The 18,322-nt window shown below is 66.9% G+C and carries 16 protein-coding genes; 15 read left to right on the top strand and 1 reads right to left on the bottom strand.

Features of this window, described 5'->3' with window-relative positions; all coding sequences use genetic code 11:
* The first annotated feature begins 18 nt into the window (after positions 1 to 18).
* The 14 genes from KYG_RS05480 (at position 19) to KYG_RS05415 (ending at position 16,087) form a co-directional block, all read left to right on the top strand.
* Positions 19 to 759 carry a TetR/AcrR family transcriptional regulator gene (locus KYG_RS05480; protein WP_008903850.1) on the top strand — a complete coding sequence of 247 codons (741 nt, stop codon included), beginning with the start codon at positions 19 to 21 and terminating at the stop codon, positions 757 to 759.
* On the top strand, positions 756 to 2,138 hold the full coding sequence (locus tag KYG_RS05475; protein WP_008903849.1) for an efflux transporter outer membrane subunit: 1,383 nt from the start codon (positions 756 to 758) through the stop codon (positions 2,136 to 2,138). Before KYG_RS05480 ends, KYG_RS05475 begins: the two co-directional genes overlap by 4 nt.
* Before the next feature lie 191 nt (positions 2,139 to 2,329).
* Positions 2,330 to 3,535: an efflux RND transporter periplasmic adaptor subunit gene (locus tag KYG_RS05470; protein ID WP_008903848.1), complete on the top strand. Its 1,206-nt coding sequence runs from the start codon at positions 2,330 to 2,332 to the stop codon at positions 3,533 to 3,535.
* Positions 3,536 to 3,547: 12 nt separating this feature from the next.
* Complete coding sequence (locus KYG_RS05465; protein WP_008903847.1) at positions 3,548 to 6,667, top strand: efflux RND transporter permease subunit; 3,120 nt, start codon at positions 3,548 to 3,550, stop codon at positions 6,665 to 6,667.
* Positions 6,668 to 6,760: 93 nt separating this feature from the next.
* Entirely contained in the window at positions 6,761 to 7,966 is a 1,206-nt protein-coding gene (locus tag KYG_RS05460; protein ID WP_008903846.1) for an HD-GYP domain-containing protein, read from the top strand.
* A 251-nt stretch (positions 7,967 to 8,217) separates the two neighbouring features.
* On the top strand, positions 8,218 to 8,805 hold the full coding sequence (locus KYG_RS05455; RefSeq protein WP_008903845.1) for a glutathione peroxidase: 588 nt from the start codon (positions 8,218 to 8,220) through the stop codon (positions 8,803 to 8,805).
* 244 nt (positions 8,806 to 9,049) lie between these two features.
* Positions 9,050 to 10,360 carry an NAD(P)/FAD-dependent oxidoreductase gene (locus tag KYG_RS05450; protein WP_008903844.1) on the top strand — a complete coding sequence of 437 codons (1,311 nt, stop codon included), beginning with the start codon at positions 9,050 to 9,052 and terminating at the stop codon, positions 10,358 to 10,360.
* Positions 10,357 to 11,148 (top strand): DUF1365 domain-containing protein, encoded by a 792-nt coding sequence (locus tag KYG_RS05445; RefSeq protein ID WP_008903843.1) that lies wholly within the window; start codon positions 10,357 to 10,359, stop codon positions 11,146 to 11,148. The genes KYG_RS05450 and KYG_RS05445 overlap by 4 nt, the downstream gene beginning before the upstream one ends.
* A 26-nt stretch (positions 11,149 to 11,174) precedes the next feature.
* Positions 11,175 to 12,398 carry a cyclopropane-fatty-acyl-phospholipid synthase family protein gene (locus KYG_RS05440; protein WP_008903842.1) on the top strand — a complete coding sequence of 408 codons (1,224 nt, stop codon included), beginning with the start codon at positions 11,175 to 11,177 and terminating at the stop codon, positions 12,396 to 12,398.
* 74 nt (positions 12,399 to 12,472) lie between these two features.
* Complete coding sequence (locus KYG_RS05435; RefSeq protein WP_008903841.1) at positions 12,473 to 12,988, top strand: chalcone isomerase family protein; 516 nt, start codon at positions 12,473 to 12,475, stop codon at positions 12,986 to 12,988.
* Positions 12,985 to 14,277 carry an MFS transporter gene (locus tag KYG_RS05430; RefSeq protein ID WP_008903840.1) on the top strand — a complete coding sequence of 431 codons (1,293 nt, stop codon included), beginning with the start codon at positions 12,985 to 12,987 and terminating at the stop codon, positions 14,275 to 14,277. The genes KYG_RS05435 and KYG_RS05430 overlap by 4 nt, the downstream gene beginning before the upstream one ends.
* 26 nt (positions 14,278 to 14,303) lie before the next feature.
* Positions 14,304 to 14,846 carry a DUF3833 domain-containing protein gene (locus KYG_RS05425; protein WP_008903839.1) on the top strand — a complete coding sequence of 181 codons (543 nt, stop codon included), beginning with the start codon at positions 14,304 to 14,306 and terminating at the stop codon, positions 14,844 to 14,846.
* Positions 14,843 to 15,625 (top strand): SDR family oxidoreductase, encoded by a 783-nt coding sequence (locus tag KYG_RS05420; protein ID WP_008903838.1) that lies wholly within the window; start codon positions 14,843 to 14,845, stop codon positions 15,623 to 15,625. Before KYG_RS05425 ends, KYG_RS05420 begins: the two co-directional genes overlap by 4 nt.
* 6 nt (positions 15,626 to 15,631) lie before the next feature.
* The gene (locus KYG_RS05415) at positions 15,632 to 16,087 is read left to right on the top strand and encodes a nuclear transport factor 2 family protein (RefSeq protein ID WP_008903837.1); all 456 of its coding nucleotides are present in this window, start codon (positions 15,632 to 15,634) and stop codon (positions 16,085 to 16,087) included.
* Between the two features lie 52 nt (positions 16,088 to 16,139).
* Here the strand turns inward: KYG_RS05415 and KYG_RS05410 are convergent, their stop codons facing one another.
* Entirely contained in the window at positions 16,140 to 16,754 is a 615-nt protein-coding gene (locus KYG_RS05410; RefSeq protein ID WP_008903836.1) for a glutathione S-transferase N-terminal domain-containing protein, read from the bottom strand.
* A gap of 129 nt (positions 16,755 to 16,883) precedes the next feature.
* Here KYG_RS05410 and purB point away from each other — a divergent pair, with 129 nt between their 5' ends.
* The gene (purB, locus tag KYG_RS05405) at positions 16,884 to 18,263 is read left to right on the top strand and encodes an adenylosuccinate lyase (RefSeq protein WP_008903835.1); all 1,380 of its coding nucleotides are present in this window, start codon (positions 16,884 to 16,886) and stop codon (positions 18,261 to 18,263) included.
* The last annotated feature ends 59 nt before the right edge of the window (positions 18,264 to 18,322 follow it).

Genomic DNA, 18,322 nt, shown 5'->3' with positions numbered 1-18,322 from the left:
GGTGTGTAATCCGGTGCCATGAGTTCTGGCACCCCCCTGATTCCTGCAGCCCTGCGCACCGCCCGCAGTGATGGTGAAGACACGCGGATTCGGCTGCTCCACGCGGCGCTGCAGCTGTTTGCCGAGCGGGGCTTTGCACAGACCTCGGTGCGCGCCATCGCCCAGGCGGCCGGCACCAACGTGGCGGCGATCGCCTACCACTTTGGCGACAAGGCCCGGCTCTACACCGCCACGTTCTACGAGCCTTTTGGCAGCGGCAGCGACCTCATTCCGGTGTTTGCCGATCCTGCGCTCACCTTGCAACAGGCGCTGACGGCCTACTTCAGCGGCTTTCTGGAACCGCTCAAGCACGATGATCTTGTGACGCAGTCACTGCGCCTGCATGTGCGAGAACTGCTGGAGCCAACCCATGTGTGGCCTGAACTCATAGAGCGCGAATGCCGCGCCCCCCACTTGGCCATGCTCGAGGTGCTGGGCCGTCACATGGGCGTTACGCAAGTGGATGACGATATGCACCGGCTGGCCTTCAGCCTCGCGGGTTTGATCATGCAGCTCTGGACGCAGCGCGATCCCCTGCAGGCCATTGCACCCCGGCTTGCTGGCCCGGAGGCGGTGGACGGCTGGGTGGAACGCCTGACAGGTTATGGCCTGAGCATGGTGCAGGGCGAAATGGCGCGGCGACGTGCGCCCCGGCACCCTGCGCACCGCACGACGCAACACAACCCAACGACTCCCCGCGAGAAAGCCCCGAAACCATGACCTTGAGCACCCCACGACTCCTCTGGGCCTGCCTGCCGCTGGCGCTGGGCGCGTGCGCCATCACACCGCCCCCGGCGCAGGTGCCGGCACCACCGCCGCTGGCGTGGCAAGCGCCCTTGCCGCACCAGGGCTCAATGGGCGATCTGACGCGGTGGTGGACGCAACTGGGCGACCCGCTGCTGGTGGAGCTGATCGACGCGGCCCAGGCCGTGAGCCCCGGGGTAGCGCAGGCCCAATCCCGCATTGCGCAGGCCCGCGCCACGCAGGTGGCGAGCCGCGCCGCGCTGCTGCCGTCGCTGGATGCGCAGGCCAGCGCCAGCCGGGGTTTCAATGAGCAGCTCGCGGGCAACGCCACCACGGCGCAGGCCGGGCTGCAGGCGAGCTGGGAGATCGACCTTTTTGGTGCGAACCGCGCTACCAAGACCGCTGCCGATGAGCGGCTGGCAGGCGCACAGGCGCTGTGGCACGAAGCGCGCGTGAGCGTGGCCGCCGAGGTGGCGCAGCAGACGAGCAGCCTGCGCACCTGCCTTGCGCAGTTGCGCGTGGCCGAGCGCGACGCGCAATCGCGCGGCGAAACCGCGCGGCTGTCGGACCTGAGCGAACGCGCCGGGTTCACGGCACCTGCCACCGCGGCCCTGGCGCGTGCCAGCGCCGCCGAAGCACAGGCCCGCGCTTCGCAGCAGCGCATGCAGTGCGAAGTGGAGATCAAGACCCTGGTGGCGCTCACCGGCTGGGACGAACCCGCGCTGCGTGCGCGCCTGTCCACCCCGGCATCCGCCGCGCCGCAAGCCCTGTTCGCCATTGCGACCTTGCCGGCCCAGGTGCTCGCCCAGCGCCCCGACGTGTACAACGCCGAGCGCGAAGTCGCCGCTGCCAGTGCCGAGGTGGGCAGCGCGCAAGCGCAGCGCTACCCGCGCTTGGGCCTGAGCGGCTCCGTGGGGGCCGCCTGGGTGCGCAGCGCGGGCGTGACGACCGACCTCACCACCTGGAACATTGGCCCGCTGGCGCTCAGCGTGCCGCTGTTTGACGGCGGCCGCCGCGGTGCGCAGGTGGAGGCAGCTCAGGCGCGCTACGACGAAGCCGCCGCGGTCTACCGTGCCAAGGTGCGCCAGGCCGTGAGCGAGGTGGAGCAGGCGCTGGTGCGGCTGCAGGGCACGGCCGAGCGCAGCGCCAGTGCACAGGCAGCTGCCGCCGGCTACCGCGCGTCGTTTGATGCCACCGAGGCACGCTGGCGCGCCGGGCTGGCGAGCCTGGTCGAGCTGGAGGATGCGCGCCGCACGGCCCTGGCCGCCGACAACGCGGTGATTGCGCTGCAGCACGAACGCCAGGCCGCCTGGATTGCTTTGTACCGCGCCGCCGGTGGCGGATGGGAGCTATGAGACACCCCCCTGAGGCCCTGCGGGCCTTCCCCCCGCTCTCGCTGCGCTGCGCTACGCGGGCAGGAGGACGCAGCCCTCGCTGCAGGGCGGCCCTTCCTTGGCTGCCCTCGTCTGCGCATCGCCAGTTTCGAGCGCAGTGGACCACGCCCAACACCATGCACAGCTGATAAGAATTCTTCAGGGCGAAGCCCATGCAACACTCTTCTTTCCCCTTCAAGTTTTCCCCCACCGCCTTCGCCTTGATCGCCGCGTGTGTGCTGGCCATGGGTGGTGCCCTGGTTTTCTCGGGCACATCGCGTGCGGCCGATGAACCCAAGGCGGGCCAGGCGCGCCCTGCCATGACCGTGACCACCGCCCAGCCCCAGCGCACCGCCGTGCCCCTGCGTCTGGCCGCCAACGGCAATGTGGCTGCCTGGCAGGAGGCCAGCATTGGCGCAGAGAGCAATGGCCTGCGCCTGACCGATGTGCGCGTGAATGTGGGTGACGTGGTCAAGGCCGGTCAGGTGCTCGCCACGTTCTCGGCCGATACCGTGCAGGCCGATGTCGCCCAGGTGCGCGCCAGCCTGCTTGAAGCGCAGGCCAATGCCGCCGAGGCCGCCGCCAATGCCGATCGGGCCCGTTCGTTGCAAGCCACGGGCGCGCTCAGCCAGCAGCAGATCCAGCAGTTCACCACCGCCGAGCAAACCGCCAAAGCACGCGTGCAGGCGGCACAGGCCACGCTCAATGCGCAGCAACTGCGGCTCAAACACACCCAGGTGCTTGCGCCCGACAGTGGCGTGATCTCGGCCCGCACGGCCACCGTGGGCGCGGTGGTGGGCGCAGGCACCGAGCTGTTTCGCATGGTGCGCAAAGGGCGCCTCGAATGGCGCGCCGAAGTCACGTCTACCGAGCTGCGCCGCATTGCGCCGGGCGCCAAGGTCAGCGTGACAGCGGCCAGTGGTGCGGTGGCAGAAGGCACAGTGCGCATGATTGCGCCGACGGTGGACCCGCAGACGCGCAATGCGCTGGTGTACGTTGATCTACCCCTGAACGCGGACTTCCGTGCGGGCATGTTTGCGCGCGGTGAGTTCGCACTGGGCGCCAGCGATGCGCTGACCGTGCCGCAAGAAGCGCTGGTGGTGCGCGATGGCTTCGCCTACGTGTTTGTGGTGGGCGGCGACCAACGGGTACAGATGCGCAAGGTGCAGACTGGCCGGCGCGTGGCCGACCGGGTCGAAGTGCTTTCAGGCCTGGAAGCAAATGCGGCGGTGGCTGTGCGCGGCGCAGGCTTTCTGAACGACGGCGATCTGGTGCGCGTGGTGAGCACGCCACCCGCCAGCAGCACGTCGCAGGGACCGGATTTCGAGCAAAAAATGGCCCTGGCGCTTACCAGTAAAGCGCCAACAGCTATTAATTAAGGAGCATTCACCATGAATGTATCCACCTGGTCGATCAAGAACCCCATACCGGCGCTGATGCTGTTTGTGCTGCTGACCTTCGGCGGCCTGCTGTCGTTCAACGCCATGAAGGTGCAGAACTTTCCGGACATTGACCTGCCCACGATCTCGGTGACCGTGGCGCTGCCCGGCGCCTCGCCCGCACAGCTCGAAAACGATGTGGCGCGCAAGATCGAGAACAGCATCGCCACGCTGCAGGACCTCAAACACATCTACACCAAGGTGCAGGATGGCGGTGCCACCATCACGGCCGAGTTCCGGCTGGAAAAGCCCACGCAGGAGGCGCTGGATGACGTGCGCTCGGCCGTGGCACGTGTGCGCGGCGACCTGCCTGGCGACGTGCGCGACCCCATCGTGACCAAGATGGACCTGGCCGCCCAGCCCGTGCTGGCCTTCACCATCGCGTCCAACCGTATGGACGACGAGGCGTTGTCGTGGTTTGTGGACGATGCGGTGGCCAAGAAGCTGCTGTCCGTGCGCGGCGTGGGCGCGGTCACCCGCGTGGGCGGCGTGGACCGGCAGGTGCATGTGGCGCTCGACCCGGTCAAGCTGCAGGCGTTGAACGCCACGGCAGCCGATATATCGCGCCAGCTGCGGCTGGTGCAGACCGAAAGCGCGGGTGGCCGCACCGACCTGGGCGGCAGCGAACAGCCCGTGCGCACGCTGGCCACGGTGCAGTCGGCGCAGGAGCTGGCCGGCCTCACGCTGGCGCTGTCCGATGGCCGCCATGTGCGGCTGGACCAGGTGGCCACGGTGACCGACACCGTGGCCGAGCCCCGCGCCATGGCCCTGCTCAACGGCAAGCCGGTGGTGGGCTTTGAAGTGGCCCGCAGCAAGGGCGCCAGCGAGGTGGAAGTGGGCGCGGCCGTGCAGGCGGCACTGAAAGAACTGCGCGAGCAGCACCCTGACCTGGAGGTGACCGAGGCCTTCAACTTCGTGCAGCCGGTGCAGGAGGAATACGACGGCTCCATGCACCTCTTGTATGAAGGCGCGCTGCTGGCCGTGCTGGTGGTGTGGCTTTTTTTGCGCGACTGGCGCGCCACGTTTGTGTCGGCCGTGGCACTGCCTCTGTCGATCATTCCGGCGTTCATCGGCATGCACCTGCTGGGTTTTTCGATCAACGTGATCACGCTGCTGGCGATGTCGCTGGTGGTGGGCATCCTGGTGGACGACGCCATCGTGGAGGTGGAGAACATCGTGCGCCACCTGCGCATGGGCAAGTCGCCCTACCAGGCGGCCATGGAAGCGGCCGACGAAATTGGCCTGGCCGTGGTGGCCACCACGTTCACACTGATTGCGGTGTTTTTGCCCACGGCGTTCATGAGCGGCATCGCAGGCAAGTTCTTCAAGCAGTTTGGCTGGACGGCTTCGCTGGCCGTGTTTGCCAGCCTGGTGGTGGCGCGGGTGCTCACGCCCATGATGGCGGCCTACATCCTCAAACCCATCGTGGACGAACACAAGGACCCGCGCTGGATGACGGTGTACCTGCGCTGGGCCGCGTGGTGCATCAAACACCGCTGGATCACGTTCGTGGCCACGGCGGCGTTTTTCATCGGCTCGCTGGCGCTGATTCCACTGCTGCCCACGGGCTTCATCCCGCCAGACGACAACTCGCAAACCCAGGTCTACCTGGAGCTGCAGCCCGGCGCCACGCTGGCGCAGACGCGCGCGGTGGCCGAGGACGCACGCCAGCGCATCGCCCGTGTGGACCATGTGCAAAGTGTGTACACCACCATCGGCGGCGGCACGGCGGGTGGCGACCCATTTGCAGGCATGGGCAACGCCGAGACACGCAAGGCCACGCTCACCATCCTGCTCGCCGAACGTGGCGACCGGCCACGCAAGCAGGGCATCGAGAACCAGATCCGCGCCGCGCTGGAGACGCTGCCCGGCGTGCGCAGCAAGGTGGGCCTGGGCGGATCGGGCGAGAAATATGTGCTGGTGCTCTCGGGCGACGACCCGCAGGCCCTGACCACGGCCGCGCTGGCGGTAGAGAAGGACCTGCGCACTATCCCGGGCCTGGGCAGCATCTCGTCCACGGCCAGCCTGGTGCGCTCCGAGATCGCGGTGCGCCCGGACTTTGCCCGCGCCGCCGACCTGGGGGTGACCAGCAGCGCCATTGCCGAAACGCTGCGCATCGCCACCGTGGGCGACTACGACGTGTCGCTGCCCAAGCTCAACCTGGCTTCGCGCCAAGTGCCCATCGTGGTCAAGCTGCAAGACGATGCGCGCCAGGACCTGTCGCTGCTGGAGCGCCTGTCGGTGCCGGGGAGCAAGGGCCCGGTGATGCTGGGGCAGGTGGCCACGCTGGAGTTCAGCGGCGGCCCGGCGGTGGTGGACCGGTATGACCGCGCGCGCAACGTCAACTTCGAGATCGAACTCTCGGGCCAGCCGCTGGGCGATGTGACCAAGGCGGTGGAGGCGCTGCCCTCCATCCAGAGCCTGCCGCCGGGCGTGCGCCAGATCACCATTGGCGATGCCGAGATGATGGGCGAGCTGTTCGCGAGCTTCGGCCTGGCCATGCTCACCGGCGTGTTGTGCATCTACATCGTGCTGGTGCTGCTGTTCAAGGACTTTTTGCACCCGGTCACCATCCTGGCTGCATTGCCGCTGTCGCTGGGCGGGGCCTTTGTGGGGCTGCTGATTGCGCAGAAGAGCTTCTCGATGCCCTCCCTCATCGGGCTCATCATGCTGATGGGCATTGCCACCAAGAACTCCATCCTGCTGGTGGAATACGCGATCCTCGCGCGGCGCGAACATGGCCTGACCCGTTTTGAGGCGCTGATCGACGCCTGCCACAAGCGGGCGCGGCCCATCATCATGACCACGCTGGCAATGGGCGCGGGCATGCTGCCGATCGCCATCGGGTTTGGCGCGGCGGATGCGAGCTTTCGCTCGCCGATGGCGGTGGCGGTGATTGGCGGGCTGATCACGTCCACGCTGCTGAGCCTGCTGGTCATTCCGGCGGTCTTCACCGGAGTGGACGACGTGGGCCAGCGACTCGGCCGGCTGCTGCGCCGCGTGACCGGCGCCCACCCGGGCCCGGCAACGCCCGCAGTGCCCGCAGTGCCGAAGCCACCGCCCGCGCAATGAGCGGGCTCCCATGGTTGCCCGAAATAACAGGCAATCACCGGGGTTTCGCACACTTTGGCAGCGCCGCAACCGTCAGATAATGTAACGAGCGCCATGAACCTCGTCAGCCTCAACATCGAAACCATCCAGCTTGGACACCCGCTGCCCTTTGTGCTGCGGGGCGCGGACGGGGTGTTGCTGGCACAAAAGGGTTATGTCATCCGCAACCGCGATGAACTGGCCAAGATGGTGGAGCGGGGACGCCAGCTGTGCGTGGACACCGACGAGTCGGGCGACAGCCACCGTGCCTACCTTGCACAGCTCCAGCGCATGCTGATCTCGGACACCAATCTTGGCGAGATTGCCGCGATGAAGATGACGGCCGGGGACGACGCCACGGGCCGGGGACGCGGTGACAAGGCCCTGCCCGACTGGACCGACCTGCAGCTTCGCACCACCCGGCTGCTGCGCGCACCATCACCCGCAGACTTTGGCGACCGCTTCCGGGCCCTGTACGACGAGCTGGCCCGCCACGGTGAGCAAACGCCCGACGCCACCCTGCTCGCACTGATCTACCTGTCGGCCCAGGAAACCCGCATGTACAGCGCCACGCACTCGATGCTGGTGTGCTGCGTGTGCACGGTGGTCGCGCGCGAAATGCTGCGCTGGCCAGAGGCCCGCGTGCAGCAGCTGGGGCATGCGGCCCTGAGCATGAACATCGCCATGACCGAGCTGCAGGACATGCTGGCCCAGCAGACCCACCCCCTGACGGCCGACCAGATTGCGGCCGTGCAAAGCCACGCGGAGCGCTCGGAGGCGCTGTTGCGCAGCCTGGGCGTTGCAGACGCCGACTGGCTTGAGGCCGTGCGCTGCCACCACCACCGCGGGCCCGGCCCTCTGGCAAAAAAGACCCCCGCCCAGCAGATGGCCCGCCTGCTGCAGCGCGCAGACATTTTTGGCGCCCGCATGGCGCCCCGTGCCGCGCGCTGGCCCATGCCGGTGACGGCGGCCATGCAGGCCAGCTACTACGACGAGGAACACCAGGTGGACGAGGCGGGCGCGGCACTCGTGAAGACCCTGGGCGTTTACCCGCCAGGTGCGTTCGTCCGCCTGGCCAGCCAGGAGGTCGGCGTGGTCATCCGCCGCGGCACGACGGCCACCACCCCGCGCGTAGCCGTGGTCACCAACCGCGAGGGCATGCCCACCGGCGAGCCCATCCCGCGCGATACCGGCATGCCCCCCTGGAAGGTCACCGGTGTGGTGGCTTTCAAGGATGTGCGGGTCAAGCTCCCGCTGGAACGCCTGCTGCAGCTGGGCTGACCTGCGGCGCGCTCCCCCGATGGCAGGGGAGACGCAAACCTGCCATCGCTGGCACCCCCTTCCTGGTAACCCCGCGCCACGCGGCGTATTTCGCTCAACCTGAGCCTCCATACGCCAAAGACCCCCATTTCAGCGGGGGAATGAATCCGCATGGGCCTGCACAACGTAAACCGAATAGTACAAATAAAAACTCATGTGGACAAAAAGTGATGAAACGGTTAAATTGAGCACTCTCCTGAGGACATATACCCATGAAAACCTCCCTCTACTCCTTTGTCACGGCTGCCAGCGTCGCGCTTTTGGCGGGGGTTGGTCATGCGCCCGCGGCCCACGCGGCCGAGCCTGAAAGCTGCCCTGCAACCCTGCGGCACACCTTCCCGCGCCTGCAGGACGAAAAGCCCCAGTCGCTGTGCCAGTACAGCGGCAAAGTGGTTCTGGTGGTCAACACGGCCAGCTTCTGTGGCTTTACCGGCCAGTACAAGGGGCTGGAAGAGCTGTACGCCCGCTACAAGGACAAGGGCCTGGTGGTGCTGGGCTTCCCGTCCAACGACTTTTCCCAGGAAAAAGGCAGCAACCAGGAAATCGCCGACTTCTGCGAAAACACCTTCGGGGTGAAATTCCCCATGTTTGCCAAAAGCAGCGTGAAGGGGCCAGAGGCCTCGCCGCTGTACCAGCAGCTGGCGCAGCTGTCGGGCACAGCGCCGCGCTGGAACTTTCACAAATACCTGCTCGCCCGCGACGGCAAGCTGGTGGACCAGTACTCCAGCATGACCGGGCCGGACAACAAGGGGCTGGTGCGTGCCATCGAACAGCAGCTGGCCCTGCCCACACCCCGGTGAGCGCCATGATTTCTTTACATTTCTTGAAAAAAAATACAGGGGGCCTCTGGAACTTCGCCAGCGCGGCCTCACTCTATCCATTGCGCAAGACGATTGCGCAGCGTACAGTTTTAACGTTGCGAAGCCTTTCGGGCCCCCGGGTTCCGACTGACCTCCTGGAGCGCTTCTCCTCCCTCCCTCTCTTATTCGTTTCGGGACGCTTCGCAACCTTTTTATTCCGTGCACCGGCCAGAGGGAGCCGGTCATGAAAATCGCCATCATCGGCTCCGGCATTTCCGGACTCTCCGTCGCGCACCAGCTGCGCGGCCAGGCGGACATCACCCTGTTTGAAGCAGGCGACTACTTCGGCGGTCACACCCACACGGTGGATGTGACCTTGCCTGATGCCTCGGGCACCCCCGTCACCCACGGCGTGGACACCGGTTTTCTGGTGTTCAACGAGCGCACCTATCCCCACCTGATCCGCCTGCTGGCCGAGCTGGGCGTGGAGACCGCCAAATCCGACATGTCGTTTTCGGTGCAGGTGCCGGGCGCCCTGCGCGGCCACCGCACACTGGAGTGGAGCGGCACCAACCTCAGCACCGTGTTTGCCCAGCGCTCCAACCTGGTCAACCCGCGCTTTCTGGGGATGCTGCGCGACCTGCTGCGCTTCAACCAGCTGTGCACGCGCATTGCCGAAAAGCAGGCCGATGCCGCGCTGATGCAGCCGCTGGGCGACTTTCTCAAAGACCACCGTTTTGGCGACGCGTTCCGCGACTGGTACTTCCTGCCCATGCTGGGCTGCATCTGGAGCTGCCCCACCGACCAGATGCTGAAGTTCCCCGTGGCCACCATGATCCGGTTCTGCCACAACCATGGCCTGATCCAGGTGAGCAACCGCCCGCAATGGTGGACGGTGGCCGGTGGCGCACGCCACTATGTGGACAAGATCGTGGCGGGCATTGCCGACAAGCGCCTCGCCACCCCCGTGCGCCGCATCGAGCGCGATGCCGCCGGTGTGCGCGTGGTAACCGCGGGCCACACCGAACACTTCGACAAGGTGGTGCTGGCCACACATTCGGACCAGTCGCTCGCGCTGCTGGCCCAGCCCACCCCGCACGAGCGCGCCGTGCTCGGCTCGATCCGCTACCAGGCCAACCGCGCTGTGCTGCACACCGATACGTCCGTGCTGCCCCAGCGCCGCGCCGCCTGGGCCGCGTGGAACTACGAGCGCGCGCAGCAGCGCAGCCGCGAGTCGGCCCGCGTCTGCCTGCACTACCTTATCAACCAGCTGCAGCCCGTGCCGTTTGCGCAGCCCGTGGTGGTGTCGCTCAACCCGGTGCGCGACATTGCGCCCGAGCACGTGATCGGCAGTTACGAATACGCCCACCCGGTGTTCGACATGGCCGCCATCCGCGCCCAGCAGCAGGTGGGCAAGCTGCAGGGGCAGCAGCACACCTGGTTCTGCGGCGCCTGGACGGGCTACGGCTTCCATGAAGACGGCCTCAAATCGGGCCTGGCCGTGGCCGAGCAACTGCTGGCGGCCCTGCCCGCGCCTTTGGCGGAGGCTGCGTGAGCCACGCCCCGGCCCCATCCGCAGCGCCCCTGATCGGCTTCGGCCAGGTGCGCCACACGCGGCTGCGGCCCCGGCGGCATGCGTTTGCCTACCCCACGTTCTTTCTCATGCTGCCGATGCGCAGCCTGCCCAGCATTCAGAGTGACCTGGCCATCAACCGCCGCGGCGCCATCAGCTTCCATGACGTGGACCACGGCGATGGCCGCAGTGCCGCGCAGGGCGGTGCGCTGGCCTGGCTCGATGAGCTGCTGCGCACCGAAGGCATCACCGACGCCACGGGCGAGGTGTGGCTGCACTGCTACCCGCGCGTGCTGGGTTACACCTTCAAGCCCGTGAGCTTCTGGTACTGCCACCGCGCCGACGGCCACCTGCGCGCCATCGTGGTCGAAGTGAACAACACCTTTGGCGAGCGCCACTGCTACCTGCTGGATGCGCCGCAGTACGGCGTGGAACAGCAGGCACGCAAGGTGTTCCATGTGTCGCCGTTCTGCGAGGTGAACGGCGGTTACCGGTTTCGCTTCATGCGCACCGAGGCGGGGGCACAGGACGCGGGCCGCACTGTGGTGCGCATCGACCACGACGACGACACCGGCCCACTCATCCAGACCAGCGTGAGCGGCACCCTGCAGGCCATCACCCCCCAGACCTTGCGCCAGGCGCTCTGGGGCTACCCCGCGATGACCCTGGCCATCATTGCCCGCATTCACTGGCACGCGCTGCAGCTGTGGCTCAAGCGCGTGCGTTTCCACCGCAAGCCCGAGGCGCCTGCATCCATCGTGACCCGCTGATTTCCATGACGAACGAGAACGCCGCCATGAACTCCACCACCGCCCCCCGCACCGCCGTGGCCCTGCCCGCAGGCACCCCGGCTGCAGCCCGCACGGCGCTCAAGCTGCTGCAGCGCCTGCAGCATGGCCACCTCACGGTGCAGCTGCCCGACGGCACCTTGCAGCACTTCGGGCATGGCAACGGCCCCTCGGCCGCGATCACGCTCAAGAACTGGAACGTGTGCAGCGCCGCGCTCAAGTCGGGCGACATCGGTTTTGCCGAGAGCTACATTGCGGGCGACTGGACCACGCCGCACCTCACCGACCTGCTCAAGCTCTTCATCGCCAACCGCCAGCAGGTGGAAGGCGTGATCTACGGCACCTGGGCGGGCCGGCTGCTGTACCGCATCAAGCACTTGCTCAACCGCAACACGCGCGCCAACAGCCAGAAGAACATCCACGCCCACTACGACCTGGGCAACGCGTTCTACGAACTCTGGCTGGACGATACGATGAACTACTCGTCCGCCTGGTTTGAGGGCGACGCGGGCGGCGACATGCGTGCCGCCCAGCACGCCAAGGTGCGCCGTGCGCTGCGCATGGCCGGCGTACAGGCGGGCGACCGCGTGCTGGAGATCGGCTGCGGCTGGGGCGCCCTGGCCGAGATGGCGACCACCGAGTTCGGTGCATCCCTCACCGGCGTCACGCTCTCCACCGAGCAACTGGCGTTTGCGCAGAAGCGCATGGCGGCGCACGGGGTGCAAGCCAAGGCCGACCTGCGCCTGCAGGACTACCGCGACATCCAGGACGGTCCGTACGACGCCATCTGTTCCATCGAGATGGTCGAAGCCGTGGGCCGCGAATACTGGCCGACCTATTTCCAGTCCGTGAACCGGCTGCTCAAGTCCGGCGGCAAGGCCTGCATCCAGAGCATCGTCATCGACGACAGCCTGTTCGAGCGCTACATCAGCTCCACCGATTTCATCCAGCAGTACATCTTCCCCGGCGGTTGCCTGCCCTGCCCGCGCGAATTCCGCCGCGAGGGCGAGGCCGCAGGCCTGCGCGTGGTGGACGAGTTCGCGTTTGGCCAGGACTACGCCGAAACCCTCAAGCGCTGGCGCGAGCGCTTTCTGGCGCAGCGCACGCAGATCCTGCAGCTCGGGTTTGACCAGCGCTTCATGCATATCTGGGAGTTCTACCTCGCGTACTGCGAAGCGGCGTTTGCCATGAGCAACATCGACCTGGTGCAATACACGCTGGTCAAGGACTGATGACCACTATGAAAAATATAGCTGCTTGCGCTTTACTGATAAGCGCTGGAGCCTTTTTTTATTCAAATTCTGCCTTGGCCCAAGCCGTGCCTGCGGCCCAGGCGGCAGAGGCGCCGCCCGCCATGCCCCTGCCGGATGTGCGCCTGGCCGGCCAGGGCGTGCTGCGGTTTCTGGGCTTCGAGATCTACCGCGCGCGCCTGTGGGTGCCGCCCGGCTTTGACGCCGGCAACTACGGCGCACAACCCCTGGCGCTGGAGCTCACGTACCACCGCGACTTTTCGGCCGAGGCCATCGCCAGGCGCTCTCTGCAGGAGATGCGCCGCGTGGGCAGCTTCACGGCCGAGCAGGCCACGCGCTGGCAGCAGGCTTTGCAGGCAGCGCTGCCGGACGTGAAGTCGGGTGACCGGCTGCTGGGCATTCACCAGCCCGGCGTGGGCGCCACCTTCAAGATGGCCGGGCGCGTGGTGGGCGAGGTGCCGGACGCCGAGTTCTCGCGCCTGTTCTTCGGCATCTGGCTTTCGCCCCAGACCTCCGAGCCCGGGCTGCGCCAGGAACTGCTGGCCGCCACCCGCACTGCAGGCCAGCCATGACCTCCACGCAGCCCCTCCGCGCCGGCGCAGGCCTGGCCTACGGGCTGCTGGGCCTGCCGCTGGCGTTTGTGGCGCTGCCGCTGTACGTGCTGCTGCCCAACCACTACGCGCGCGAATTTGGCATGCCGCTGGCCACGCTGGGCGCGGTGCTGCTGGCGGCGCGGCTGTTCGATGCGTTCACCGACCCGCTGCTGGGCCGCCTGGCCGACCATCTGTTTGGCCGCTCGGTGCGCGCCGTGCTGGCGGTGGGCGCAGTGTCGGCGGTGGTGCTGGCACTGGGGCTGACCAGCCTGTTCTTTCCGCAAGTAGCCGGGGCCGATGCGCTCATTGCCTGGGCGCTGGTGGCACTGCTCATCACCTACACCGCCTACAGTCAGCTCAGCATTGCGCACCAGTCCTGGGGCGCGCGCCTGGGCGGCGACGAGCTGCAGCGCGGCCGCATCGTGGCCTGGCGCGAAGGCGCTGCGCTGGTGGGCGTGGTGCTGGCTTCGGTGCTGCCTGCGCTGCTGGGCCTGCCGGTGATGCTCAGTGTGTTTGCCATCACCCTGCTGCTGGGCTGGTGGGCGTGGACGCGCTCCCCGCGCCCCACCGCCCATGCGGGTGCTGTGGCTGGTGTGTACCGACCCGCGCAGCGCGCCAGCCTGTGGCGGCCCTGGGGGCGGCCCGCCTTCCGCCGCCTGCTGGCGGTGTTCATGCTCAACGGCATTGCCAGCGCCATCCCGGCCACGCTGGTGCTGTTCTTCATCCAGGACCGTCTGCAAGCCCCGCCCGCGCAGGAGCCGATGTTCCTCGCGGCCTACTTTGTGTGCGCAGCGCTGTCCATCCCGCTGTGGCTGCGCGCCGTGGGGCGCTGGGGCCTGGCGCGCACCTGGCTCACGGGCATGCTCCTGGCGATTGCCGTGTTTGTGTGGGCCGCGTTTCTCGGCGCGGGCGATGTCGTGCCGTTCCTCATCGTCTGCGCGCTCTCGGGTGTCGCGCTGGGCACCGACCTGGCCCTGCCCAGCGCCCTGCTGGCCGGCGTGATTGCCGCCGAGGGCGACGGCGGCCAGCACGAGGGCGCGTACTTTGGCTGGTGGAACTTTGCCACCAAGCTCAATCTGGCCCTGGCCGCGGGCCTGGCGCTGCCGCTGCTGGGCTGGTGGGGCTACACGCCCGGCACGCGCAGCGACGACGGCCTGCAGACCCTGGGCCTGGCCTATGCCGTGCTGCCCTGCGTGCTCAAGCTCGCTGCGGCGGCAGCGCTCTATCTCCTCATCCTGCGGCGCCCGCGTGGCGCGGCGATTGTCTGAATTCGAACCGACCAAGGCCCACCACCATGATGCACAGACGTCTTCTCCTTTCGGCCGCCGTGGCGGCGCCCGTGGTGCTGTCCGGCTGCGCCAGCCAGAGCCTGGATGGTTACGCCAGCGAAAAGCCGGTGCTCGACCTGGCCCAGTATTTCAACGGCACCATCGACGCCTACGGCATCTTCCAGGACCGCAGCGGCCAGATCGTCAAACGCTTCACCGTGGTCATGGACTGCACATGGAACGGCAACGAGGGCGTGCTCGACGAAGCCTTCACCTACTCCGACGGCACCACGCAACGCCGCATCTGGCGCCTGACCAAACACGCCGACGGCCGCTACACCGGCACGGCCGACGACGTGGTGGGCACCGCCAGCGGCCAGACGCGCGGCAATGCCTTCCGCTGGACCTACACGCTGGCGCTGCCGGTGGATGGCAAGGTCTACAACGTGGATCTGGATGACTGGATGTACCTCATCGACGACCGCGTGATGCTCAACCGCGCCACCATGAGCAAATTTGGCGTGCGTCTGGGCGAGATCACGCTGTCCTTCACCAAGCGCGCGCCATGAGCCTGAACCCGCCCCTGCGCGACTGGCGCGGCCGCCGGGCCTGGCTGATCGGAGCCAGCAGCGGCATTGGCCGGGCCACAGCGGCGGCGCTGCATGCGCGCGGCGCGCAGGTCATAGTCTCAGCCCGCAGCGCTGATGCGCTGAACACCTTTATCGTGCAGCACCCGGGCAGCACGGCGCTGGCGTTTGACACCGCCGAGCCGGCACAGGTGCAGGCCGCCGCCGCGCAGGTGCTGGCCGGTGGCGCGCCCGACCTGGTGTGCTACTGCGCGGGCTACTACCGCGACATGCGCGCCACCGATTTCGACCTGGCCGTGATGCTGCGCCACGAGCAGGTCAACTACAACGGCGTGTTGCTGGTGCTGGCTGCCGTGTTGCCCGCCATGCTGGCGGCCGCGCAGGCCGGGCGGCCGGGGCATGTGAGCCTGATCAGCAGCGTGGCGGGGTTCCGGGGTCTGCCCAAGAGTCTGGCCTACGGCCCCACCAAGGCCGCCCTCATCAACCTCGCCGAAGCGCTGTACCTGGATCTGCACGATCTGGGCATGGGCGTGAGCGTGATCAACCCCGGCTTTGTGGCCACACCGCTCACAGCGGGCAACGACTTCACCATGCCCGCGCTGATCTCCCCGGAAGCCGCCGCAGCGGCCATCGTGCAGGGCTGGGAGCGTGGGCATTTCGATATCCACTTCCCCAAACGCTTCACGCGCGTGATGAAGCTGCTGCGCCTGCTGCCCTACCGGTGGTATTTTCCGGCGGTTCGCAAGTTCACGGGACTTTGAGCTTCCATGCAAACGCCCTACACATCGCCCTTCACCGAAGACGCCGTCACGCGCTTCATTGCGTTCTTTGAAAACCTCTCGCCCGCAGACGTGGCAACCCTGGGGCAGGTGTATGCCCCCGATGCACGCTTCAAGGATCCGTTCAACGAGGTGCAGGGCGTGCCCGCGATCCAGGCCATCTTTGCCCACATGTTCAGGGCGCTGGATGAACCCCGATTTGTGGTCACCGGCCGCGTGGTGCAGGGCAACCAGTGTTTCCTGACCTGGGATTTCCTGTTCGCCTTCCAGCGTTTTGACAAGGGCGTCACGCAGACAGTGCGCGGCGCCTCGCACCTGGTGCTGGATGGACACGGGCTGGTCACCCTGCACCGCGACTACTGGGACGCCGCCGAAGAGCTGTATGAAAAGCTGCCCGTGGTGGGCGCGCTGATGCGCTGGCTGCGCCGGCGGGCCAATTCCTAGCACCCCAAAAAGCCGTTGCGCCACGTGCAGGCGCAACCGCCGTGGCGTGCGATCAGGACGGCTTCGTGTCGGCGAAGCTCGGGCGCAGCATGAGCTTGTCCATGAGCTTGCCCAGGTTGGGGTATTCGTTGCGCCAGGCGATCTCGGGAAAGCGGAACTCCAGCCAGCCCAGGGCGCAACCCACGGCGATGTCCGACAGGCTCAGGTGGATGCCGCTGCAAAACGGCTTGTCGCCCAGGCCCTGGCTCATGGACTTGAGGCCGTCGTTCACCTTGACGAGTTGGCGGTCGATCCAGGCCTGGCTGCGTTCGCTGTCCTTGCGGTGGGCCCAGGTGGCTTCCAGGCGCGCCAGGATGCCGGCGTCCATCACACCGTCGGCCAGCGCCTCCCAGGTCTTGACCTCGGCGCGTTCGCGGCCTTGCGACGGGATCAGCTTGCCCACGGGCGACAGGGTGTCGAGGTATTCCACGATCACGCGCGAGTCAAACACGGCCTCGCCGCCTTCCATTACCAGACACGGCACCTTGCCCAGAGGGTTGGAGGCTGCGATGTGGGTGTCCTCCGCCCAGACGTTCTCCTGGACGAACTGGTAGTCGAGCTTTTTCTCAGCCATCACGATACGTACCTTGCGCACGTAGGGGCTGGTGGTGGCTCCGATCAATTTCATGGTGTGTCTTCCAGTGCGCAGGGGCTGAACAATTCGGGTTTGATTCTATCGACAGCCGCCCTGCGCAAGGCTGACTGATGCGCCGCCCCCACAAACCGCGCGCACCCGCCCCGCCTACAATGGCGCGCCATGAGCCTGTCCACCATCACCGCCCTGTCGCCGCTTGACGGCCGTTACGCCAGCAAACTTGCCGCCCTGCGCCCCATCATGAGCGAGCACGGCTACATGCACCGCCGCGTGCAGGTGGAAGTGGCGTGGTTCATCGCCCTGTCAGACGCCGGATTTGCCGAGTTCAAGCCGCTGACCACCGGAGCACGCGCTTACTTGCTGGGCCTGGTCAAGAACTTCTCCGAGGCCGATGCCGCGGCCATCAAGGAGATCGAAAAGACCACCAACCACGACGTGAAGGCGGTCGAATACTGGATCAAGAGCAAGTTCGAAGCCCGCCCCGAGCTGGAAAAGGCCGCCGAATTTGTGCACTTTGCCTGCACCAGCGAAGACATCAACAACACCAGCCACGCGCTGCAGCTGCGCTCGGGCCGCGACCAGGTGATCCTGCCTGGCCTCGACCGCATCGTGCTCAAGCTGCGCGAAATGTCGCACGCCTTTGCCGACGTGCCCATGCTCAGCCGCACCCACGGCCAGACCGCCAGCCCCACCACCGTGGGCAAGGAAATGGCCAACGTGGTGATGCGCCTGCAAACGGCCTGCGAGAAGATCGCCGCCGTCAAGATCATGGGCAAGATGAACGGCGCCGTGGGCAACTACAACGCCCACCTGTCCGCCTGGCCTGAGTTTGACTGGGAAGCCTTCAGCAAGAAGGTCATCGAAACGCCCGAACCCTTGGGCCTGGGCCTGACCTTCCAGCCGTACTCGATCCAGATCGAGCCGCACGACTACATGGCCGAGCTGTTTGACGCCGTGGCCCGCGCCAACACCATCCTCATCGACCTCTCGCGCGACATCTGGGGCTATGTGAGCCTGGGCTACTTCAAGCAGCGCCTGAAGGCCGGGGAAATTGGCTCCAGCACCATGCCGCACAAGGTCAACCCCATCGACTTTGAAAACGCCGAAGGCAACCTGGGCCTGGCCAACGCGGTTTTGAAGCACCTGTCGGAGAAGCTGCCCATCAGCCGCTGGCAGCGCGACCTGACCGACAGCACCGTGCTGCGCAACATGGGCGTGGCCCTGGGCTACGCGGCGCTGGCCTATGCCTCGCTGCTCACGGGCCTGAACAAGCTCGAAATCAACGAAGAAGCGCTGGCCGAAGACCTGGACGCATCGTGGGAAGTGCTGGCCGAGCCCATCCAGACGGTGATGCGCCGCTTTGGCGTGCAGGGCGCTTACGAAAAGCTCAAGGAAGTCACGCGCGGCAAGACCGTGACGGCAGAGGCGCTGCATGGGCTGATCGCCTCGCTGGAGATCCCGCAGGCAGAGAAAGACCGGCTGCTGGCGATGACGCCCGGCAGCTATGTCGGCAAGGCGGCCGAACTGGCGCGACGCGTTTAACCGGCAGATTTATAGCCTTTTTGGCCTCCAGCGCTTGTTGGTCAAGCGCTGGCAGCTAT

The organism is Acidovorax sp. NO-1 (assembly GCF_000238595.1).
Classification (GTDB): Bacteria; Pseudomonadota; Gammaproteobacteria; order Burkholderiales; family Burkholderiaceae_C; genus Acidovorax.
This window is presented reverse-complemented; position numbering and strand designations above follow the sequence as displayed.